A 19829-nucleotide genomic window follows, 5' to 3' on the forward strand; every position below is an offset into this window, starting at 1 on the left:
GCACCGGGTGCCGCCCGCCGCGAAACCTCCCGTACGCTGCCGGGCCATGAACGCTGAGCAGAGAATCGCTGTCGTCACAGGTGCGGGATCGGGGATCGGAAGGGCGGTCGCCCTCACCCTGGCGGGTGCGGGCTGGACGGTGGCCCTGGCGGGGCGGCGGGCCGAGGCCCTGGAGGAGACGGCCGCCTCGGCCGGCCCGGGCGCCACGGTGTGCCTGCCCACGGATGTGAGCAGCCCGGACGGGGTGGCCGCGCTCTTCGCCTCCGTACGGGAACGCTTCGGCCGGCTGGACCTGCTGTTCAACAACGCGGGAACGTTCGGGCCTCGCTCGACGCCGGTCGAGGACCTCGCGTACGAGGACTGGCGGACCGTGGTGGACGTCAATCTGACCGGGACGTTCCTGTGCGCGCAGGCGGCGTACCGGCTGATGAAGGAGCAGGACCCGCAGGGCGGCCGCATCATCAACAACGGCTCGGTCTCCGCCCACGCCCCGCGTCCGCACTCGATCGCGTACACGGCCACGAAGCACGCGGTGACCGGCCTGACCAAGTCGCTGTCGCTCGACGGGCGGCCGTACCGGATCGCCTGCGGGCAGATCGACATCGGCAACGCGGCGACGGACATGACGGAGCGGATGAGTACGGGCATCCTGCAGGCCAACGGCGAGACGGCCGCGGAGCCGGTGATGGCGGCGGACGACGTGGCCCGGACGGTCCTGCACATGGCGGAGCTGCCGTTGGAGGCCAACGTGCAGTTCGCGACGGTGCTGGCGACGGCCATGCCGTACGTGGGCAGGGGCTGATCCACCGCTGCCCGCGTCGGCCCGGCCCGCGGGCGCGGCCAGGGATGCCGGAACCCCGGGCCGCCCCGGGCCGCCCCGGGCCGTCCTGCGGACCGGACGCCTCGGGCGCGCGCAGGGAGGCGTCGTCAGGAATACGCGCCCGCACGCCTCCGTTGGTGTCCGGTATGAGCTCATCCCCCGACGCCGAGGTCCTCCGCTACACCGCCTTCTCCGCCGACCCCGACGGAGGCAACCCGGCGGGCGTCGTCCTGGACGCGTCCCTGCTCGACGACGCCGGCATGCTCGCCGTCGCGGCGGAGCTGGGCTACAGCGAGTCGGTGTTCCTCAGCGCGCCGGACGGACGCGGCGGCCACACCGTCCGCTACTTCAGCCCGAAGGCCGAAGTCCCCTTCTGCGGCCACGCCACGGTCGCCGCAGCCATCGCGCTCGCCGAGCGGGACGGCCCGGGCGATCTGGTGTTCGCCACCGCCGCCGGCACCGTCCCGGTCACCGTCACCCGCGAGGGCGGCGAGCTCCGCGCCACTCTCACCAGCGTCGAGCCGCACACCGAGGACATCGCCGACGACGACCTGGCGGAGGCCCTGGCCGCACTGGACTGGCCGGCCGCCGATCTGGACCCCGCCCTGCCGCCCCGCATCGCGTACGCGGGCGCCCGCCACCTGGTGCTGGGGGCCGCGAGCCGGGAACGCCTCGCCGGCCTCTCGTACGACTTCGCCCGCCTGGAAGCCCTCATGCACCGGGTCGACCTGACCACCGTCCAGCTGGTGTGGCCGGAGTCCGCCACGGTCTTCCACGTCCGCGACCCGTTCCCGGTCGGGGGCGTCGTGGAGGACCCGGCCACCGGCGCCGCCGCCGCGGCCTTCGGCGCGTACGCACGCGAGCTCGGCCTCGTCCCGCACGACTCGGTCCTCACCCTGCACCAGGGCGCCGACATGGGCCGTCCCGGCACCCTCACCGTGGAGCTGCGCGCCGGCGACCCCCGGATCAGGGTGACCGGGACGGGAACCCGCATCGGCTGACGACCTGGTGAGGGCCGGGGGCCGTACTCACGCGAGCAGGGCGGCGACCTCCGCCATCTGCGCGGGACGCAGCGGGCCGTGGGCGAGGGCCGCCGCGTTCTCCTCGGCCTGGGCGACCGTGCGGAAGCCGGGAATGGGCACCGCCCGGCGGCTGCGGGCCCAGAGCCAGCCGAGGGCCCCCTGGGCCAGGGTGCGGCCGTCGGCGGTCAGCACCTCGCGAACGGCCTCGACCCGCGCCGCCCAGTGCTCGGCGGGCACCCCGCCCTCGTCGAACCAGCCGAGCCAGGCGGGCGGGGTGGACCGGATGTCTCCGGCGGCCGCCCGCCGGCCCGGGTCCCGGGCGCCGGTGAGGAGCCCCATCGCCAACGGGCTCCGGACGACGCTGATCAGCCCCTTCTCCTCGCTGAGGTCCAGCATCCCGGGGGCGTCCTCCAGCACGTTGCAGGCGTGCTGGACGGCCACGCAGTGCTCCCCCTCGGCGAACAGCGCCGCGCGCTCCGGGTCGTCGGTGCTCCATCCGTAGGCCCTGATCAGCCCCTCGGCCACGAACTCCTCGCAGGCGTCGCGTAGTTCCGCCGCCTCGTCGGGCGGGGTGTCGCCCAGGTGCAGCTGGTAGAGGTCGATCCGGTCGGTCCCCAGCCTGCGCAGCGAGGCGACGAGCGCCTGCCGGGCGTACTCGGGTGATCTGTCGGCGCCGTCCATCGTGCGGGTCCGCGCGTCGAACAGGTTGCCCCACTTGGTGGCGATGACGGCGTCGTCCCGTCGGCCCGCGAGCGCCCGGCCCAATACCCGTTCGCTGTGCCCGGCCCCGTACACGTCGGCGGTGTCGAAGAACGTCACCCCCAGGTCGAGCGCCCGGCGGATCGCGGCCACCGACTCGTCGTCGTCGACCGCGCCCCAGCCGAGGGGGCTGCCGTCGGGCGTCGACCACTCGCCGCCGATCGCCCAGCACCCGAAGCCGAGCGCGCCGACCTCGATCCCGCCGTGCCCCTGCGTCCTCTTCCGCTCCTGCGTCTCTGTGGTCATGGGAGCAGAAGCTACGAGTTGGAGTGCACGAGAGGTCAAGGGCCTGCCTCGGCGTTCCGGCCTCGGCTCACATACACGCCCGCCCGCGCCGCGACCGCGGCCGCCTCGGCCGCGCGGTCGGCGACCACCTCGTCGAGGGGGTCGCCGCTGGCCAGCAGCCGGTAGTAGAGGGGCGCCGACACGGCCCTGACGACCTCGCGGGCATCGGTGCCCGGGGGCACCTCTCCCCGCTCGACGGCCGCGTCGACACAGCCGGCCCACTCCCCGATGCGTACGGCGTAGAAGTGGTGCAGGGCCTCGGCCGTCCGGGCGTCGCAGGTCGCCGCCGCGACGACGGCGGCGAAGAGCGGGCCTTGGCGTGCGTCGGTCAGCGTGCGGACCACCAGCCGGGCGTTGGCCCGGAGGTCCTCGTCCAGGGACCCGGTGTCCGTGCGGGGGACGGACTGCTCCGCCATGTCCGTCAGCAGGTCGGCGACCAGTCCCGCCGTGGTGGACCAACGCCGGTAGACCGTGGTCTTGCCGACCTCGGCGCGGCGCGCCACATCGGCGAGGTCGAGCCGGTCGAAGCCCTGCTCCACCAGGGCGTCACCGGCCGCACGCAGCACGGACTCCCGCACCCGGGCCGTACGCCCGCCCGGGCGGACCGTGCCGGGCTCTCCATCCCCTGCATCCATAACGGGTCTCCAGTTCCATTAGTAAGCCATCCCCTGCTACGGTGACCCCATCTTAACGGAACTACGAGACCGTTAAGGCTTCGCACTCCCAGGAAGGGCACCGCAATGTCCATGACCAGCAAGGCACCTGCCACCCCGCCTCCCCCGGCTGCGGCCCCACGGATGACCGGCCGGCAGAAGCTCGTCCTCACCCTCCTCCTGGGCGCACAGTTCATGATCGCCGTGGATTTCTCGATACTGAACGTCGCCCTGCCCGCCGTCGGCGAGGGCCTCGGGTTCTCCCTGGCCCACCTCCAGTGGATCGCCACCTCCTTCGCCCTCGCGGCCGCCGGATTCACCCTGCTGTTCGGGCGTGTCGCCGATCTCGTCGGCCGTAAGCGCCTGTTCATCGGCGGCATGGTCGTCCTCGGCCTCTCCTCCGTGCTCGGCGGGCTCGCCACCACCCCCGAGGTCCTGCTCACCGCGCGCGTACTGCAGGGGCTGGCCACCGCGGCCGTCACCCCGGCCGGACTCGCGCTGCTCACCACGGCGTTCAAGGAAGGGCCGCTGCGCGAACGCGCGCTCGGCCTCAACGGCGCCCTGATGTCCGCCGGCTTCACGGCGGGGGCGATCCTCGGCGGCCTGCTGACCGACCTGCTCTCCTGGCGCTGGGCCTTCTTCGTCAACGTCCCCGTCGCCGCGCTCGTCGTCGTCCTGGCCCCGTCCGTGATCGCCGACTCGCGGCCGGCCGAGCGGCCGAAGCTCGATCTGCCGGGTGCGGCGACCGTCACCGGCGGACTGCTGCTGCTCGTCTACGGACTGACGCAGGCGGGCGAGTCCGGCTGGGGAACACCGACCACGCTGGCCGCACTGCTCCTGGGCGCCGCGCTGCTCGTGGGCTTCTGGTTCGTCGAGAGGCGGGCGGCGGAACCCCTGGTCCCCGTGCACGTCCTCAGGCGGCGCAGTGTCATCTGGGGCAACGTCACCGGGCTGCTCGCCTTCGTCACCGAGACCTCCCTGGTCTTCCTGCTGACCCTCTACCTCCAGGAGGTCCTCGGATACTCCCCGCTCGCCACCGGCCTCGCCTTCGGCGTCCTGGGCATCGGCACCGTGATCGGCGGCATGCTCGGCGGCCGCGCGGTCGGCAGGTACGGCAACCGGCGCACCATCGTCGTGGGCGGCGCTGTCCAGGCCGCCGCCACCCTCTCCCTCGTGGCGCTCGGCACCTCGGGCGGCTGGATCGCCCTGCTGCTGGCCGCGACCTTCGTCGGCGGCGTCGGCAACATGCTGATGATCGTGGGCTTCATGGTCACCGCGACCTCAGGGCTCCCTGACGAGGAGCAGGGGCTGGCCACCGGGCTGGCCACGATGACCCAGCAGGTCGGCATCACCCTGGGCATTCCGGTCATGAGCGCCGTCGTCACCGCCCGGATGGGCACGGAGACCGGCCCGGGCGCGGTGCTGTCGGGGGTCTCGGCGGCCGTACTCGTCAATGCGGCCCTCGTCCTCGCGGGCGCCCTGCTCGCCGGAGCGTTCCTCGGCCGGTCCGGCGGGGGACGCGCCGGTGTACGCACGGCTGAACGATGACGGGCCGCTCGATGACCAGGCACCCACAGGAAGCTGAACAGGAGACGTTACGATCACGGGCACCGCGGCGGCGCAGTCGTGCCGAGCCGTCCCCAGCCCAGATCCCAGGAGCCGAGCCTTGTCCGAGCCACGCATCGGCGTTTCCGTCGTGACCATGGGGGACCGCCCGCAGCAGGTCGAGGCACTGCTGGCGTCGGTGGCCATGCAGGACGCACCGCCCGCCCGCGTGGTCGTCGTCGGCAACGGCACACCGCTCCCCGACTACGGCGCCTTCCCCGGCCTGACCGACCTCGCCGGTGGCGTGACCCTGCTCGAACTCGACGAGAACCTCGGCTGCCCCGGCGGCCGGAACAAGGCCCTGGAGGCACTCGCCGGCTTCGGCGACGTGGACGTCGTGATCGAGCTGGACGACGACGGGCTCCTGGTGGACAAGGACGTGTTCCGCAGGGTCCGGGAGCTGTACGCCGCCGATCCGCGCCTGGGCATCGTCGGTTTCCGCATCGCCGACGAGCTCGGCGAGACCCAGCGCCGGCACGTGCCCCGGCTCCGTGCCAAGGACCCGATGCGCCGTGGCCCGGTCACCGCGTTCCTCGGCGGCGGCCACGCGTTCTCCATGAGGATGCTCGCCGAGACCGGCCCCTGGCCCGCGGAGTTCTTCTTCACCCACGAGGAGACGGACCTGTCCTGGCGGGCGCTCGACGCGGACTGGAAGATCCTCTACGAGCCCGGCCTGCTGCTCCAGCACCCCAGGACCTCCCCCGCCCGGCACGCGGTCTACTACCGCATGACCGCTCGCAACCGTGTCTGGCTGGCCCGCCGCAACCTGCCCCTCCCCCTGATCCCCGCCTACCTCGGCACCTGGATCCTGCTGACCGTCGCCCGCACCCGCTCGGTCACCGGCCTGCGCGCCTGGGCGGGCGGCTTCGCCGAGGGGGTACGCACCGAGTGCGGCGGACGGCACCCGATGCGCTGGCGCACGGTGTGGCGGATGACGCGCCTGGGCCGCCCTCCTCTGGTCTGACCTCCCGGGCCGGTGATCGAGCGCGTGACGCCCGGCGGAGTTCTTCGAATCGATCTTGTGGCATAGATCGTTTAGGGTCTGGGCAGCTTCAGGTCGCACCTGATGAGTCATCAGTTCCGGTCTCAAAACGTGCACTTCGAGTCAATGGGCGTCAATCCCGATCGCCCTGTCGCAGGGGCGGGGGCCTGCGAGTTCCAAGAGAGGACGCCAATGCCGCAGGACGTCACATTCGACCTCCCCTTCGAAACCCCGGTCAGCCCGCACCTCGAGTACGCCCAGGAGCGCCATCTGCGCTGGGTGTGGGAGAGGGGTCTGGTGCGCAGCCAGGCCGGTTTCGAGGAGTACCGGTCCTGGGACCTGCCCCAGGCCGCGGCGCGGACCTACCCCCACGCGTCCGCCGACGACATGGTCGTCCTGATGAACTGGTTCTCCCTCGCCTTCCTGTTCGACGACCAGTTCGACTCCGGGAGTCCCGATCGCGCTGACCGCATAGCGGAGGTCGCGCGGGAACTGATAGCCACGCCGCTGCGCCCCGCCGGGACCGCCCCGCGCGTGCTCTGCCCGATCACCCTGGCCTGGGCCGAGGTGTGGGCCCATCTCTCGGATGGCATGTCCCTGACCTGGCGCACCCGCTTCGCCGCCTCCTGGGGACGCTTCCTCGTGGCGCACACCGAAGAGGTCGACCTGGCGGCCAGGGGCCGGGCCGGGACCCTCGGCGTCGAGGAGTACGCGGACTTCCGCCGCCGCACCGTCGGTATCCACCACAGCATCGACGCGGGCGAGCGGAGCCGTGGCTTCGAGGTGCCCGCGCAGGTGCAGGCGCACGAGCTGATGGTCAGGATGCGTGACCTGGCCGCGGACACCATCGGGTTCATGAACGACATCCACTCCTTCGAGCGCGAGAAGCGCCGGGGGGACGGTCACAACCTCATCGCCGTCCTGCACCGCGAGCGCGGGTGCACCTGGGAGGAGGCCGCGGACGAGGCGTACCGGATGACCACGGCGTGCCTCGACGAGTACCTGGGACTCGAGGCACTCGTCCCGGGGATGTGCGAGGAGCTCGGGCTGGGCGCCGAGCAGCGTGACCAGGTGCGGATGGGCGTGGAAGCCATCCAGCACTGGATCAACGGCAACTACGAGTGGGCACTGACCTCGGGCCGGTACACCGCCGCGAAGGAAGGACCGGCCGCCACGGCCGAGTTGGCGGGCCGGGGCTCGCTGGACGACCTGCTCGCCGTCTGAGACGGCGTTCCCGCCCGGCCGGAGCGATCCGGCCGGGCGGGAACACGGTCACCTCCGCGGCGCCGGTCCTGGCCTCGGGCTTTCACTCGGGGTCCGTCCGGATCATGGGCGGTAACGCGAAAGCGCCTTCTGCGCCGGGACGATGAACCTTGTCGAGGGGTTCTGCCGGTCCAGGTGGAAGGCACTTTCTGCGTGCAGGGGATCGGGTCCCGTCCCAGGCTTCATGTCTTCACCGACGGTGCGGGGGTGGTCGGGCACGCCGGGACACGGCTGCCGGCTGATCTCACCGAAGCCAGCGGGCGGACGGGAACTGCCCGGCCCGGTCCTGGACATCGACGCCACCCCGATCACCTGCCACTCCGGGATAGAGGCGGCCGCACCCACCTACAAAGCCGGCCACGGACCTCCTCGCGGAGCCGGCCGACCGGGTCGCGGGGCGGACCCACTCGTACGGCGGCGACCCGAAGCGCACCCTCTGGCAACGCCACACGCGTCAGGCCGTGGCGGTGAGTTCGTCGATGGCGGAGCGAATCTCGGGGTGAGCGGTGCGGACGGTGGTCAGCACCGCTACCGCTGCGCTGTAGATGATCTCCGCAAGGTCGCTGTCCGCCATATCGCAGTCGTGGGCGAGCCAGTCGAATGTGGCTTCGTCCAGCAGCCCCATGAGCCCGCGAACAGCGACACGCAGCGTGGGAGTCGGCGCCGAACGCACTCCGAGCAGATCGAGGAAGAAGGCGGCACCGGCCTGGCGACCGCGCTCGAAGAGCTCGTCCACTTCCCGGTCCTGTCCGCCCGCACGGAACAGGGCCAGCATCGTGTGGGCGTGCTCGCGCCGGTACTCGATCTGCCGCCGCACCAGCCCTCTCAGTCGGTCTTCCCTGGTGGTCTCCTGCTCCTCCTGGTCCTCCTGCGGCTGGAACAGCGCGTTGACCTCGTCCAGCGCCTGGGCGACGACAGCGAGGTAGAGCCCTCGCTTCCCCTTGAAGTGGTAGGAGAGCAGACCGTTGGCCACCCCCGCTTCCTCGGCGATCTCGCTGATGTGGATCTCGTCGTACGGCTTGCGCGCGAACAGATCACCTGCCACCGCGATGAGGGCCGCCCTGCTCTCACCGCGGCCAGGCGCCTTCCGCTTACCGGGCGTCAACTGTCCTCTCCTTCCATGCCCTTCTCCCTCACCGTCGTCGATCGGTCGTGACATGCTCCCCGGCGCCCGGGAGCCCTCATGGACACCCGGACACCCGGGGATACGGCATTCCGGTCGGCCCCGGGACCGCGGTCGGCTTCCCTCACCACGTCGGCGTGACCAGCTCGCTCACGGTGGCACCGGCACGGAGCTCGGCGAGCTTGTCCGCCGGCTCGAACGTCTCCCCGAACAGATTCCTGGCAAAGCTGTCGGACTGCATGAAGGCGGTGCCCTCCTCCACCGTCGCGAAGTTGTCGATCTGCAGCTCGATGTGGTTGCCGTCGGGATCTGCGTAGTACATCGAGGTCGTAGGACCGTGGTTGACCGCGAGGAAGGGCAGGACCGATTCCGCGGCCAGCCGCTCCCAGTTCTCCAGCAGCTCCCGCAGCGAGGCGTACGTGAAGGCGATGTGCCCGAGCGCCTTGGAACGGCCCCCCTCGGGGTCCCCACCGGCCAATGCCTCCGCTCCGTTGCCCAGATCCGCGGCAGCGTTCGGTGTGGCGATCGCGATGCGGTGGTGTTCGTCGTCGTACGTGAGGAAGACCCCCGCCGGGGTCTCGAAGACGACATGCGCGTCGAGGACCTTGAGGTACCAGTCACGCATGACCGGCACCTGGGACGAGTAGAGAACGACATGGGCCAGCTTCTGCGGAGACGCCATGATCCGTCACTCCTTCGAGTCGGTTCTGCTCTGTGTCACCGAACATACACTTGAACTGAATTCAGTTCAAGTAGATCCTCGTTAACGGGGGTGACACCTGCCCCGGCGCACTCGGCGCTGCCGAACCCCAGGAAAGACCGCTACCGGATCCTGCACGTCGCCGCCCGGATCACCCGGGGCGGCCGCCGCCGCCGCCTCCGCGTATCAGCGACCTGGCCCCGGCGACATGAGCTCGCCGCCGCATTCCACCGCCTGACCGCACTGCCTCGCCCCGCCAGCTGGCTCGCGGTTCCCGCCCACCTCGACTCAAGGACCTGGGAGAACCCGACCCCGCTTCGGGCCCTCACCATGTCCACCGGCCGACGCGGCCTCCAGCAACCTTGCTCAGCCGACCGGCAGCACCAACTGCAAAGCCGAGGCTAGGACTGCGCGGCGAACTCGACCGGGAGCGTGTCCAGGCGTGCTTCCCAGGTGGAGGCGGTCGAGGTGAGTTCACCGCGGGGTACGGACAGCCGGGCTCCGGGGAGCCGGTGCAGCAGGACGTCGACGGCGATCTCGATGATGGCCTGGCCCATGTTCCGGGCGGGGCATTCGTGCGGACCGCCGCTGAACGCGAGGTGCGACTGGTTGCCGTGCACCGAGACGCCCGCGTCGGGCCGGATCTCCGGGTCGACGTTGCCCGCCGCGAGCCCGAGCACCAGCAGGTCGCCCTCCTTGATCTGTGTACCGCCGAGTTCCAGGTCCGCGGTGGCGAAACGCCCCGGGAGGACCGCCAGCGGCGGGGAGTTCCACATGGCTTCCTCGACGACCCCGGAGACGTTCAACTGGCCGCTGACGAGGCCTGCGAGCCGGGTGGTGTCGGTGAAGATCAGCTCCAGCACCCGGGCCAGCAGGTTGCTGGTCGTGGTGTGCGCGGTGATCAGCACCAGGCGCAGATGGCTGAGGATCTCCTCCTCGTCGAGGCCGGCGTCGTGCCCGAGCAGCCCGGTGGTGAAGTCGGGGCCGGGTTCGACGCGCTTGCGCTCGGCGAGCTCTCCCAGGATCTGCATGATGCGCTCGTTGTGCTCCAGGGCGTCCGCGCCGCCCTTGATGACCTGGGCGCAGGACTCAGCGAGCCTGCGCCCCTCGGCCGCGGGGAGCCCGAACAGCCGTGTCAGCACGAGCATCGGCAGGTACTCGGCGTACTCGCCCACCAGGTCGGCACTGCCCTTCCCGGCGAACGCGTCGATCTGCTTGTTCGCGAAGTGCGTGACATGGCGCCGGATACCGCGCCCCGCGAGGATGTCCAGGTTGTCGGTGACGGCCCTGCGCAGCCTGCGGTGCGGCTCACCGTCCTGGGACACGCAGTCGGGACGCCAGCCGAGCATCTGGATCAGCGGCGACGTCTCCTCGACTCCACCTTCCTGCCAGTCCCGCCAGATGCGCGAGTCCCGGCTGAACTGGAGGGGGTTGTCGAGCACCCGCCGGCTCTCCCGGTAGCCGAGGACCAGCCAGGCGCGGACGTCTCCCTCCAGGAGCACGGGGGCCACGGCTCCGTACTCCTTGCGCAGCCGTGCGTAGATGCCCTGCGGGTCGATCGCCGCGTCCGGCCCGTACAGCCGGGTCAGGTCGCCCCCGCCGTGCATGACGGGGCATCCCCGGACGGCGGCCGCCTCGTCGGACGGTTGATCGGTCATCGGGGCTCCAGAGCGGTGGCGGAACGTTCCTTGAGGTGACGGATCAGCGCGATCAGCACGTCCCTGCTGGAGGTCCGGTCACGGGCGTCGCATGTCACGACCGGGGTGTGCTCGGGGATGTCCAGCGCGTCGCGTATCTCCTCGACCGGGTGGTTCTTGGAGTCGGGGAACACGTTCAGGGCGATGACGAAGGGCACGTTCTGCCGCTCCATCTCCTCGATGGCCCGGAAGCTGGAGGCCAGCCGCCGGGTGTCCACCAGGACCACGGCACCGAGCGCCCCCTTGAACAAGCCGTTCCACAGGAACCAGAAACGTTCCTGCCCCGGGGTCCCGAAGAGGTACAGCACCAGCTCGTCGTTGATGCCGATCTTGCCGAAGTCGAGGCTGACGGTGGTCTGCTGCTTGTCCGCCACCCCGATCAGGTCGTCGACGTCCACGCTCGCCTGGGTCAGCGTCTCCTCGGTGGTGAGCGGCTTGATGTCACTGACCGACCGCACCAGGGTGGTTTTCCCGGTACCGAAACCGCCGGCGATCATCACCTTGACCGAGCGGGTGCCGTCTCCGGCCTGCAGGTCGGGACGGTCAAAGCCTTTGAAGTCCACTGAGTACCTCCTCAAGCAGCGCGAGGTCGGGCCCGCGGCCGGCTCCTGACGCCGGGATGGGATCGCGGGCCTCGACGCGGCCTGCGTCCAGCAGATCGGCCAGGAGCACCGCGAGAATGTTGAAGGGCAATCCGAGATGGGCGCCGAGTTCAGCCACCGACAGCGGATCGCGGCAGCGCCGGAGTATCTCCTCGTGCTCGTGCTGCAGGCCGGACTCGGCCGCGGCACGGGAGGTGATGAGCGTCGCCACGTCCAGGGTCGACGCCGAACCACCCGGTCCGCTGCGCCCTCCGGTGAGGACGTAGTAGCGCTCGAGACCGGGCGGGTCCGTGGGCCGGCGGGGACCACTCATCCAGGGTTCTCCTCCAGACGCGGACTGGTGCCGAGGAGCTCACCCATCCTCCGCGCCAGGTCCCTCATCTGGTGCCCGAGCAGTCCCTGGTCGAGCCCTTCCCTGGCGAGGACGCCGAGGTACGTCTCCACCCCGGCCCGCACCACGAAGAGATGACCGCCGTCGACCTCGATCATCGCGAGGCGGAGCTGCCCGGCGTACGAGGGGAACTGCTCGGCGACGGGCTGCGCGAGGGCCTGCAGGCCCGCGACCACGGCGGCGAAGCGGTCCACGTCATCGGGGTCGTCGGCGCCGTAGGAGGTGATGGCCTTGCCGTCGCTGGAGGCCACGAGGGCGAAGCGGATCTCCCGGATGCTCTCCGTCAGATCCCGGAGCGCCCAGCTCACGTCGGTTCCCTGTTGCGTCATGAGGACTAGTCGCTCTCTTCAGTGCGGTTGGACTCGCGGCCGGCAGTCGTCTCACGGGCGCCCTGTCCGGCGTCCGCGGTCGTCCCTCCTGGTGGACCGCTCTCGCGCCCGGCCGTGGCGAAGGCGGCGAGGCCGGCGAACGACGCGTCCGGCGGCACGGCGACCACGGAGTCCGTGGTCCGGTCGGTGTCACTCCGCCGGGCCGGCGGAGTGTCGGCCCGTCTGCTCCTGCGTCGCGGCAGGCCGCCGGGCGTGGTGTCCATGGCGTCGACGGCTTCGGTGCTCTCCACGGCCACGGCGGTCGCGGCCGACGACACGAGGGCGGGCTCGGCCCGCTCCACGACGGGCCTGGCCGGCTCGGTGGCGGGGGCGGACAGATGGCTGAAGTACTTGTGGGGTACCACCACGACCACGGAGGTGCCGAGCCACGGCGAGTCCGCGAAGGTGACCCGGATGCCGTAGCGGCGTGCGAGGGCACCCACCACGCGCAGGCCCAGGTTGGCGTCCTCCGAGATGCCGCCGAGGCCGGGGCCCTGCGCGAGACCCGCGATGGCCTGCTCCGCCTCACGCTTGCGCTCGTCGCTCAGGCCCTTGCCCGCGTCCTGGATCTCGATGCCGACACCGTTGGGCACCTCCTTGCCGGAGACGACCACGGGCTCGGTGGGCGGCGAGTAGCGCGCCGCGTTGTCCAGGAGGTGGGCGAAGATCAGGGTGAGGTGGTCCACCAGGCCGCCGTCGACGCCCATTTCGGGCAGTTGACGGACCTGGATGCGGTTGAAGTCCTTGATGCGTCCGATACCGCCCCGGACCACGCTGAGGAGCCGCTGCGGTTCCTGCCACTGACGTCCGGGCCGGTCCGAACCGCCGAGTACGCCGATGCTGGCGGCGAGGCAGTCGGCGGGGCCGATCTCCTGGTCCAGCTCCATCAGGCCCTGGGCGACCGCGGGCAGCCGCCCGTGTTCGCCCTGCATCTCGTGCAGCCGGCCGCGGAGCCGGCCCGTCAGGACATGGATCCGGCTGCCGATGCCGACCACGGCCTGTTCGGCCGACGTGGAGCGGTTCAGCTCCTCCTCGACACCGAGCAGCGCGGCCCGCAGGGCCCTGCGCAGCGCGGCGCGCATCTCCGGCGTCGCGTCGGGCTCCTGGGCGGACTCCACCAGGATGTCGTCGATGGCCTCGCCCTCCCGGAGCCGCTTGAACGCCTCGGGGAGGTAGCTGTCACCGAGCCTGGAGACGACGGCCTGCTGGATCGCGAACTGCTCCTCCGTCGCGCGGGCCCGCTCGGCGATGCCGGTCTCGTACGACTGGGTGTGTTCCGCGAGCCGGGCCTCGAACGCGGCGGCCTGCTGGCTCAGTTGCGTTTCGAGAGCCGAGCGCTCGGTCGCGAATCTCTGCTCCCGGGCCTGCACGTCCGCGTACCGCTGCTGGGAGTGCTCGGTCTGGGCCGAGCGGAATTCGTCGCTCGCTCGGCGGAGCCGTGACCTGGTCCGCACGAGGAGTTGTACACACACCGTGCCGGCCACGGTGACCGCGGCACCGGCGAACGTCGCGGGTATCTGGACCTCATCGGGTCCTGCCACCGCGGTGACGACGGTTCCGGCCCCTAAGGCCAACGGCATGAGCCACCAGCCGTACCAGGCGACGGGAGCACGTGCCGCCGGGGGTGGAGTGGCAAGTTCCATCTGCATCCTTCGAGAGCACAACAATCGAACAGGGGGGAATCGCGCACACGTCGCACGCGCCGCACGACAGGCGGGCAGCACGGCGACGGCCGAGTGAGTTCGAGTCAACTCGCCGCGCCGCTGGGGAGCCTATCGGGTTACAGATGCACGTGATCAACTTGACTCCACCTACCGGAAGGCATGCGTTCAGATGGTGGCCGGAACTCGACGTCCGGTGCGCCGCCGATGAGGACGGAGTGCGTCGCCACCGTTGCGGAGACTCCGAACGGGTGGACGAATTCATCCCGCGCACGGAATGCCGAATGACCGGAAAGGGACTTCGCCGTAGCTCGAAGACGGTTCCGCTCGACGCCACGGGCCCGACCGGACGATTCGGCCGGCGGCTCGGCCGGGCAGCGAACGGAGGCAGAACGGGCAGGCGCAACGACCTCTTCGGTCAGCCGGTGTGCCCCACGAGCCGCTGACACGCGGGAGGCCACGGCCCTACCGTCGACCGGTGAGCTTATGGACTTCTTTGGAACCCGCGTCGGCAACAGTTGATCCGGGAAGCGGTACGACCGTCAGGCTACGGCTACGGAACACCGGCGACGTCGTCGACGAGTACCGCTTCGAACCCGTCGGTGATCTGGCCCCCTGGACGGCCGTGGAGCCGCAGACGGTCCGGCTGTATCCGGGTACGACCGGCACGGTGGAGCTGACGTTCGCACCGCCCCGCACGCCCGACGCGAAGGCCGGGCCCAATCCGTACGCGGTGCGGATCACACCGACCGAGCACCCTGAGGCCACCACGGCCCCCGAGGGAAACATCACGATCACCCCGTTCACCGAGCTCAGGGCCGAGCTGGTCCCGCCGACGGTCAAGGGCTGTTTCCGGGGACGGCCGAAGCTGGCCGTCGACAACCTGGGCAACACCAGGGTCACCGCCTCGATCCGCGGGAGCGACGCCGGGGACACCCTCTCGTACGAGATCCATCCGGGCAGCATCCAGGTCGAACCGGGCCGCGCCGCGTTCGTCAAGGCGACGCTGAAACCCCGGCAGATCACCTGGTTCGGGGCGAAGGAGCAGCGGCCCTACACCCTGGCCGTCCAGAGGTCCGGGGCGCCGTCCGTCGATGTGGACGGCACCTACGTCCAGCGGGGGTTCCTGCCGGGGTGGCTCGCCACCGCGCTCGGCATCACCCTGGCCCTCGCCATCACGTTCGTCATCATCTGGCTCTCCTACAAACCGCAGGTCACCAGCCTCGCCACGGAGAAGACCGACGCCGTGGGCACCCTTCCGCCGTCCGCGCCTCCCCTGACCGAGGCGAAGCCGCCCGCCGAGCCGGTGAAGACACCGGAGCCGGAGGCGCCCCCGGAGAAGAAGGACGCCGGTACGGATGCGTCGGAGGAGCCCTCCACCGACGGTGGCGGCGGCGGCGATGACCCGAAGCCTGAGGAGCCGGCCGCCCCGGCACCGGGATCCCCCGTCGTCAGCAGGACCGCGGGCCTCTGCGTCGAGGCCACGGGCCAGGTGAACGGCAGGGCCAGGGACGGCACGCACCTCACGGTCCAGGCGTGCAAGGAGAGGGACAACCAGAGGTGGGAGTTCCGGGACGACGGCACCGTACGCTCGCTCGGCCTGTGCATGGACGTCGCCTGGGGCTCCAAGGAAGACGGCACCGTGATCCAGCTCGCCGTGTGCAGCGGCAACCCCGCTCAGCAGTTCGTGATGCGCGGCGAGGGTGAGCTGGTCGGCCGGCAGGCGAACAAGTGCGTGGACGCGATGGAGGACGGCCGCACCGCGGGCGCCGAACTGCGGCTGTGGACGTGCTCGGGCAAGCCCGACCAGAAGTGGCGGGTCGAGAGCTGAACCCGCCTGCTCCGCCCCGCCGTTCACCGCCTCGGGGCGGGGCGGAGCAGGACTGCTGCCCGGATGTCACCAGTTCTTGTACGTGACGTCGCCGAGATCGCAGAAGGCGCAGTCAGGACTCAGGAAGTCCTGCGTACGCCGGAACTCCTCGTCGGCCAGGTGCCATCGGAGCCAGGAGGTGATGATGTGCTGGCCGTTGCGGGTGGCGAGGATGTGGTCCGTGCCGTCGAGGACGTTGAACCACACCGGCACGTCGGTGTGGGTGTAGTCGCGTTCCATGTTCGAGGTGGCGAAGTCCTCGTCACCTCCGATGTAGAGGGCCGGGTTGCGCAGGCTGTCGGGACCGTTGCCGTCGAAGGAGCCACCCGCCACGTGGACGGTGGTCTCCAGCCGCTGCTCGTCGGCGACGTCGAACGTGCCGATCGATCCACGGGAATGGCCCCCGAAAGCCACCTCGGACAGGTCGAGGTGCGAGTGGAGCGGGCTGCTCGGGGCGGTGTTCCGGTCCTCCAGCCAGTCGAGGGCGTCGACCATGTAGTCACCGCTGCTGGACGAGACCTCGCTGTAGACGACGAACCCGTGCGACGCCCACTGGCGCAGCATGTCCTCGTACTCGGCGGGTTCGGATCCCGCGCCCGGGCCCCGGACGAGGACCGGGTGGTCCACACCGTCCCGGCCGGCGTCGGCCGGATACACCAGCCACCCGTCGTGGCAGGCTCATGCCGCATGATCGATGAATTCGCGAAGGACAACCTGCACGGGAGACTGCGGCGGGATCGCCTGGCGCTGCTCTGGAAACTCGACGGCTTGTCCGAATACGACACCCGCCGGCCTCTGACGGCGACCGGGACCAACCTCCTCGGCCTGGTCAAACACGTGGCCTCCGTCGAGGCCAGGTACTTCGGCGAGGTCTTCGACCGCCCGTCCCCGGAACCGCTGCCCCGGTGGCAGGACTCCGACGGCGGCGATCTGTGGGCGACCGAGGACGAGACCCGCGATCAGATCATCGGGTTCTACCGACGGACGTGGGAACACTCGGACGCGACGATCGACGAGCTTGCCCTCGACGCCCCCGGCCACGTTCCGTGGTGGCCGGAGCCTCATGCCGACACGAACCTGTTCGCCGTCATGGTCCATGTCCTCGGCGAGTCCGTCCGGCATGCCGGACATGCCGACATCCTGCGCGAGGGCCTCGACGGCCGGACCGGGTTGCGCGCCGAACACGAGCAGCAGATCGACGTGGAAGCCCGTGCGGCCCACTGCGCGAGGATCGAGCAGGCCGCCAGGACTGCCGCGCCGGTCAAGGCACAGGGTCGTCGCCCGGAACAGCAGGCCGCCGACTGAGCGGAGAGGGCCTCCGACGCAGGTCAGAGGCCCTTCCGCAAGCAAAACCGCTGGTAGCGGCAGACGAGTCGGGCTGTACGCCGGGTTCTGTCGCCCGGTCGCCTCGCGGCGGCCGGGGAGACGGCCATCCATCTAGGACCGGCATTGCTGCCGGTCTCGTGCGGTCTACCCGCGAACTCGGGCGGGCAGCCCTCGGACGTTCGCGCAGGAGCACCGGGGTGCTCCCTCTTGACCTTGCTCCGGGTGGGGTTTACCTAGCCGCCTGAGTCGCCTCAGGCGCTGGTGGTCTCTTACACCACCGTTTCACCCTTACCGGGGACCGAGGTCCCCGGCGGTCTGTTTTCTGTGGCACTGTCCCGCGGGTCACCCCGGGTGGCCGTTAGCCATCACCCTGCCCTGTGGAGCCCGGACGTTCCTCGGGAGGATCCGGAGATCCTCACGCGGCCGTCCGCCCGGCTCGTCTGCCGTGGTGACCATGCTACCCGGCGGGGCCGGGGGTGAAGGCCGCGATGCCGGCCTCCCAGGCCGCCGAGAGGTCGGCGCCCGGAGGGAAGCGGCCGTTGAGTTCCAGGACCACCATGCCGTGGGCGAAGGCCCACGCCGCCCGGGCCCGGTCCTCGTCGCCCCCGGCGGCACGGAACAGCGGGGCGGCCGCCGCGTCCGCCGCTCCTGCCGTGGGGAGGGTGCGGCCCATGGTGAGGAGGTAGAGGTGGGGGTGGGCCAGGGCGTAGGTGCGGTAGGCGGTGGCGAGGGCGGAGAAGGAGCCCGGGGCCGCCGCCTCGGCGGCGGCCAGGACCCCGGCGGTCTCCCGGAGCATCTCGGCGGCCAGGGCCGCCACCACGGAGGACTTGTCGGGGAAGTGCTTGTAGAGGGACGACGCCTTCACGCCCACCCGCTCGGCCAGCCGCCGCATGGTGAGCGCTTCGGGGCCCTCCGCCTCCAGCAGGGCCCGTGCGGCGGCGATGATCTGCCGGGGCCGGCCGGCCGTGGGGGCGGTGGCGAGGTCATGCACGCATGAGACCTTCCCTGGTGCGGAGTCGGTACGTGGTCCGTACCCGAGGACGTGATCGTACGAGATGCGGACAAGCCGGTCGCCGGACCCCTTGCCGGTCGCCGGTCGCGTCGCGGTCGGCCCGTACCCTTGCCAGGGGCTCCCGTCTGCGTGGAGCCCTGTGCCGCGTCCGAAGGAGAATCCCCGTGCTCGTGCTGTTGCCGCCCTCCGAAGGTAAGGCCGCCTCGGGGCGCGGGGCACCGCTGAAGCCGGAGTCCCTGTCCCTGCCGGGCCTCGCCGACGCCCGGGCCGCGATCCTCGACGAGCTGGTCGAGCTGTGCCTGGCGGACGAGGACAAGGCCCGTGAGGTGCTCGGCCTGAGCGAGGGGCTGCGCGGCGAGGTCGCGAAGAACACGGAGCTGCGCACGGCCGGGACCCGGCCCGCCGGGGAGATCTACACCGGGGTCCTCTACGACGCGCTCGGCCTGGCCACCCTGGACGCGGCGGCCCGGCGGCGGGCCGGGAAGTCGCTGCTGGTCTTCTCCGGGCTGTGGGGCGCGGTGCGGGTGGGCGACCGCATCCCCTCGTACCGGTGCTCGATGGGGGTGAAGCTGCCGGGGCTCGGCGCGCTGAACGCGTACTGGCGCACCCCGATGGCCTCGGTCCTGCCGGAGACGGCGGGTGACGGGCTGGTCCTGGATCTGCGCTCCTCGGCGTACGCCGGTGCGTGGAAGCCGGTGGGCGAGGTCGCCGAGCGCACGGCGAGTGTGCGGGTGCTCCACTCCCAGCGGGTGGACGGGGTGGAGAAGCGGTCCGTGGTCAGCCACTTCAACAAGGCCACGAAGGGCCGGATGGTCCGCGACCTGCTGCTGGCCGGGGCTCGGCCGAAGGGGCCTGCGGAGCTGGTGGAGGTGCTGCGCGATCTCGGTTACGTCGTGGAGGGGCAGGCGCCCGAGCGGGCGGGGCGGCCGTGGGCGCTCGATGTGGTGGTCACCGAGATCCACTGACCCACCGGGACGGAGCATTGCACCATGCGCAACGCGCGTTGCGCAGTGTGCGGTTCTCGCGGCAGGATGAGCCCATGACCTCCTCCGCGCCCGCCGCCGTGTCCGCTTCCGTCCTGGATCTCGCCCCCGTCATCCCCGTCGTCGTGCTGGAGGACGCGGCCGACGCGGTGCCGCTGGCCCGTGCGCTCGTCGCGGGCGGTCTGCCCGCGATCGAGGTCACGCTGCGGACGGCCGCCGCCCTGGACGCGATCCGGGCGATCGCCGCGGAGGTGCCGGGGGCCGTGGTGGGCGCCGGCACGGTGATCTCCCCGGCGCATGTGACCGGGACGGTCGCGGCCGGGGCGCGCTTCCTGGTCAGCCCTGGCTGGACGGACACCCTGCTGGACGCGATGAAGGCGTCGGGCGTGCCGTTCCTGCCGGGCGTCTCGACGACGTCCGAGGTGGTCGCGCTGCTGGAGCGCGGGGTCACCGAGATGAAGTTCTTCCCCGCCGAGGCCGCGGGCGGCACCGCCTATCTGAAGGCGCTGTCCTCCCCGCTCCCCCAGGCCCGGTTCTGTCCGACGGGCGGCATCTCGCTCGACTCGGCGCCGTCCTATCTGGCCCTGCCCAACGTCGGCTGCGTCGGCGGCAGTTGGATGGTGCCCGGGGACGCGGTGGCGGCGAAGGACTGGGCGCGCGTCGAGCGGCTGGCCGCGGAGGCGTCGGAGCTCGGCCGCGGCTGAGCG

At 71.3% G+C, this 19829-nt stretch carries 20 protein-coding genes and 1 other RNA gene; 9 read left to right on the plus strand and 12 right to left on the minus strand.

Translation table 11 applies throughout. The features are described 5' to 3' along the window. The first annotated feature begins 46 nt into the window (after positions 1 to 46). Entirely contained in the window at positions 47 to 802 is a 756-nt protein-coding gene (locus tag ABT001_RS03915; protein ID WP_351271925.1) for an SDR family oxidoreductase, read from the plus strand. 164 nt (positions 803 to 966) lie between these two features. After that, on the plus strand, positions 967 to 1821 hold the full coding sequence (locus tag ABT001_RS03920) for a PhzF family phenazine biosynthesis protein (protein ID WP_351271928.1): 855 nt from the start codon (positions 967 to 969) through the stop codon (positions 1819 to 1821). Between the two features lie 27 nt (positions 1822 to 1848). Here ABT001_RS03920 and ABT001_RS03925 read toward each other — a convergent pair whose 3' ends face one another. After that, complete coding sequence (locus ABT001_RS03925; protein ID WP_351271931.1) at positions 1849 to 2847, minus strand: aldo/keto reductase; 999 nt, start codon at positions 2845 to 2847, stop codon at positions 1849 to 1851. A 35-nt stretch (positions 2848 to 2882) separates the two neighbouring features. Further along, positions 2883 to 3521, minus strand: a complete 639-nt coding sequence (locus ABT001_RS03930; RefSeq protein WP_351271934.1) for a TetR/AcrR family transcriptional regulator — start codon at positions 3519 to 3521, stop codon at positions 2883 to 2885. Between the two features lie 105 nt (positions 3522 to 3626). Here ABT001_RS03930 and ABT001_RS03935 point away from each other — a divergent pair, with 105 nt between their 5' ends. The 3 genes from ABT001_RS03935 to ABT001_RS03945 all read left to right on the plus strand — a co-directional run bounded on the left by ABT001_RS03935 (position 3627) and on the right by ABT001_RS03945 (position 7350). After that, a complete protein-coding gene (locus ABT001_RS03935; protein WP_351271937.1) occupies positions 3627 to 5087 on the plus strand; it encodes an MFS transporter in 1461 nt (486 codons plus the stop codon). 118 nt (positions 5088 to 5205) lie between these two features. After that, positions 5206 to 6108, plus strand: coding sequence for a glycosyltransferase family 2 protein (locus ABT001_RS03940; RefSeq protein WP_351271940.1), 903 nt, complete (start codon positions 5206 to 5208; stop codon positions 6106 to 6108). Positions 6109 to 6318: 210 nt separating this feature from the next. Then, a complete protein-coding gene (locus ABT001_RS03945) occupies positions 6319 to 7350 on the plus strand; it encodes a 7-epi-alpha-eudesmol synthase (RefSeq protein ID WP_351271943.1) in 1032 nt (343 codons plus the stop codon). A gap of 493 nt (positions 7351 to 7843) precedes the next feature. Here the strand turns inward: ABT001_RS03945 and ABT001_RS03950 are convergent, their stop codons facing one another. From ABT001_RS03950 to ABT001_RS03980, 7 genes are all read right to left on the minus strand, one after another. Then, positions 7844 to 8494: a TetR/AcrR family transcriptional regulator gene (locus tag ABT001_RS03950; protein ID WP_351271946.1), complete on the minus strand. Its 651-nt coding sequence runs from the start codon at positions 8492 to 8494 to the stop codon at positions 7844 to 7846. A gap of 142 nt (positions 8495 to 8636) precedes the next feature. Next, positions 8637 to 9194 carry a VOC family protein gene (locus ABT001_RS03955; protein ID WP_351271949.1) on the minus strand — a complete coding sequence of 186 codons (558 nt, stop codon included), beginning with the start codon at positions 9192 to 9194 and terminating at the stop codon, positions 8637 to 8639. Between the two features lie 419 nt (positions 9195 to 9613). After that, entirely contained in the window at positions 9614 to 10870 is a 1257-nt protein-coding gene (locus ABT001_RS03960; protein ID WP_351271952.1) for a cytochrome P450, read from the minus strand. Further along, positions 10867 to 11472, minus strand: a complete 606-nt coding sequence (locus ABT001_RS03965) for a GTP-binding protein (protein WP_351271955.1) — start codon at positions 11470 to 11472, stop codon at positions 10867 to 10869. Before ABT001_RS03965 ends, ABT001_RS03960 begins: the two co-directional genes overlap by 4 nt. After that, positions 11453 to 11824 carry a DUF742 domain-containing protein gene (locus tag ABT001_RS03970; protein ID WP_351271958.1) on the minus strand — a complete coding sequence of 124 codons (372 nt, stop codon included), beginning with the start codon at positions 11822 to 11824 and terminating at the stop codon, positions 11453 to 11455. The genes ABT001_RS03965 and ABT001_RS03970 overlap by 20 nt, the downstream gene beginning before the upstream one ends. Further along, on the minus strand, positions 11821 to 12231 hold the full coding sequence (locus tag ABT001_RS03975) for a roadblock/LC7 domain-containing protein (RefSeq protein ID WP_351271961.1): 411 nt from the start codon (positions 12229 to 12231) through the stop codon (positions 11821 to 11823). The genes ABT001_RS03970 and ABT001_RS03975 overlap by 4 nt, the downstream gene beginning before the upstream one ends. 5 nt (positions 12232 to 12236) lie before the next feature. After that, positions 12237 to 13913 carry a sensor histidine kinase gene (locus ABT001_RS03980; protein ID WP_351271964.1) on the minus strand — a complete coding sequence of 559 codons (1677 nt, stop codon included), beginning with the start codon at positions 13911 to 13913 and terminating at the stop codon, positions 12237 to 12239. A gap of 496 nt (positions 13914 to 14409) precedes the next feature. Between ABT001_RS03980 and ABT001_RS03985 the strand changes: the two genes are divergently transcribed. Further along, positions 14410 to 15762, plus strand: coding sequence for a ricin-type beta-trefoil lectin domain protein (locus ABT001_RS03985; protein ID WP_351271967.1), 1353 nt, complete (start codon positions 14410 to 14412; stop codon positions 15760 to 15762). Between the two features lie 66 nt (positions 15763 to 15828). Here ABT001_RS03985 and ABT001_RS03990 read toward each other — a convergent pair whose 3' ends face one another. After that, the gene (locus ABT001_RS03990; protein WP_351271970.1) at positions 15829 to 16458 is read right to left on the minus strand and encodes a poly(ethylene terephthalate) hydrolase family protein; all 630 of its coding nucleotides are present in this window, start codon (positions 16456 to 16458) and stop codon (positions 15829 to 15831) included. Between the two features lie 30 nt (positions 16459 to 16488). On the opposite strand from ABT001_RS03990, the gene ABT001_RS03995 reads away from it, so the two are divergent. Then, the gene (locus ABT001_RS03995; protein WP_351271973.1) at positions 16489 to 17106 is read left to right on the plus strand and encodes a DinB family protein; all 618 of its coding nucleotides are present in this window, start codon (positions 16489 to 16491) and stop codon (positions 17104 to 17106) included. A 60-nt stretch (positions 17107 to 17166) separates the two neighbouring features. Here the strand turns inward: ABT001_RS03995 and rnpB are convergent. Further along, positions 17167 to 17566: RNase P RNA component class A (gene rnpB, locus ABT001_RS04000), an RNA gene on the minus strand. Positions 17567 to 17584: 18 nt separating this feature from the next. After that, a complete protein-coding gene (locus tag ABT001_RS04005; protein WP_351271976.1) occupies positions 17585 to 18118 on the minus strand; it encodes a TetR/AcrR family transcriptional regulator in 534 nt (177 codons plus the stop codon). Between the two features lie 185 nt (positions 18119 to 18303). Here ABT001_RS04005 and yaaA point away from each other — a divergent pair, with 185 nt between their 5' ends. Further along, a complete protein-coding gene (gene yaaA, locus ABT001_RS04010) occupies positions 18304 to 19104 on the plus strand; it encodes a peroxide stress protein YaaA (RefSeq protein WP_351271979.1) in 801 nt (266 codons plus the stop codon). A 74-nt stretch (positions 19105 to 19178) separates the two neighbouring features. Further along, a complete protein-coding gene (eda, locus tag ABT001_RS04015) occupies positions 19179 to 19826 on the plus strand; it encodes a bifunctional 4-hydroxy-2-oxoglutarate aldolase/2-dehydro-3-deoxy-phosphogluconate aldolase (RefSeq protein WP_351271982.1) in 648 nt (215 codons plus the stop codon). Positions 19827 to 19829: the final 3 nt, after the last annotated feature.

Origin of the sequence: Streptomyces sp. NPDC002793, assembly GCF_040295485.1 — a bacterium.
Taxonomy (GTDB): Bacteria; Actinomycetota; Actinomycetes; order Streptomycetales; family Streptomycetaceae; genus Streptomyces.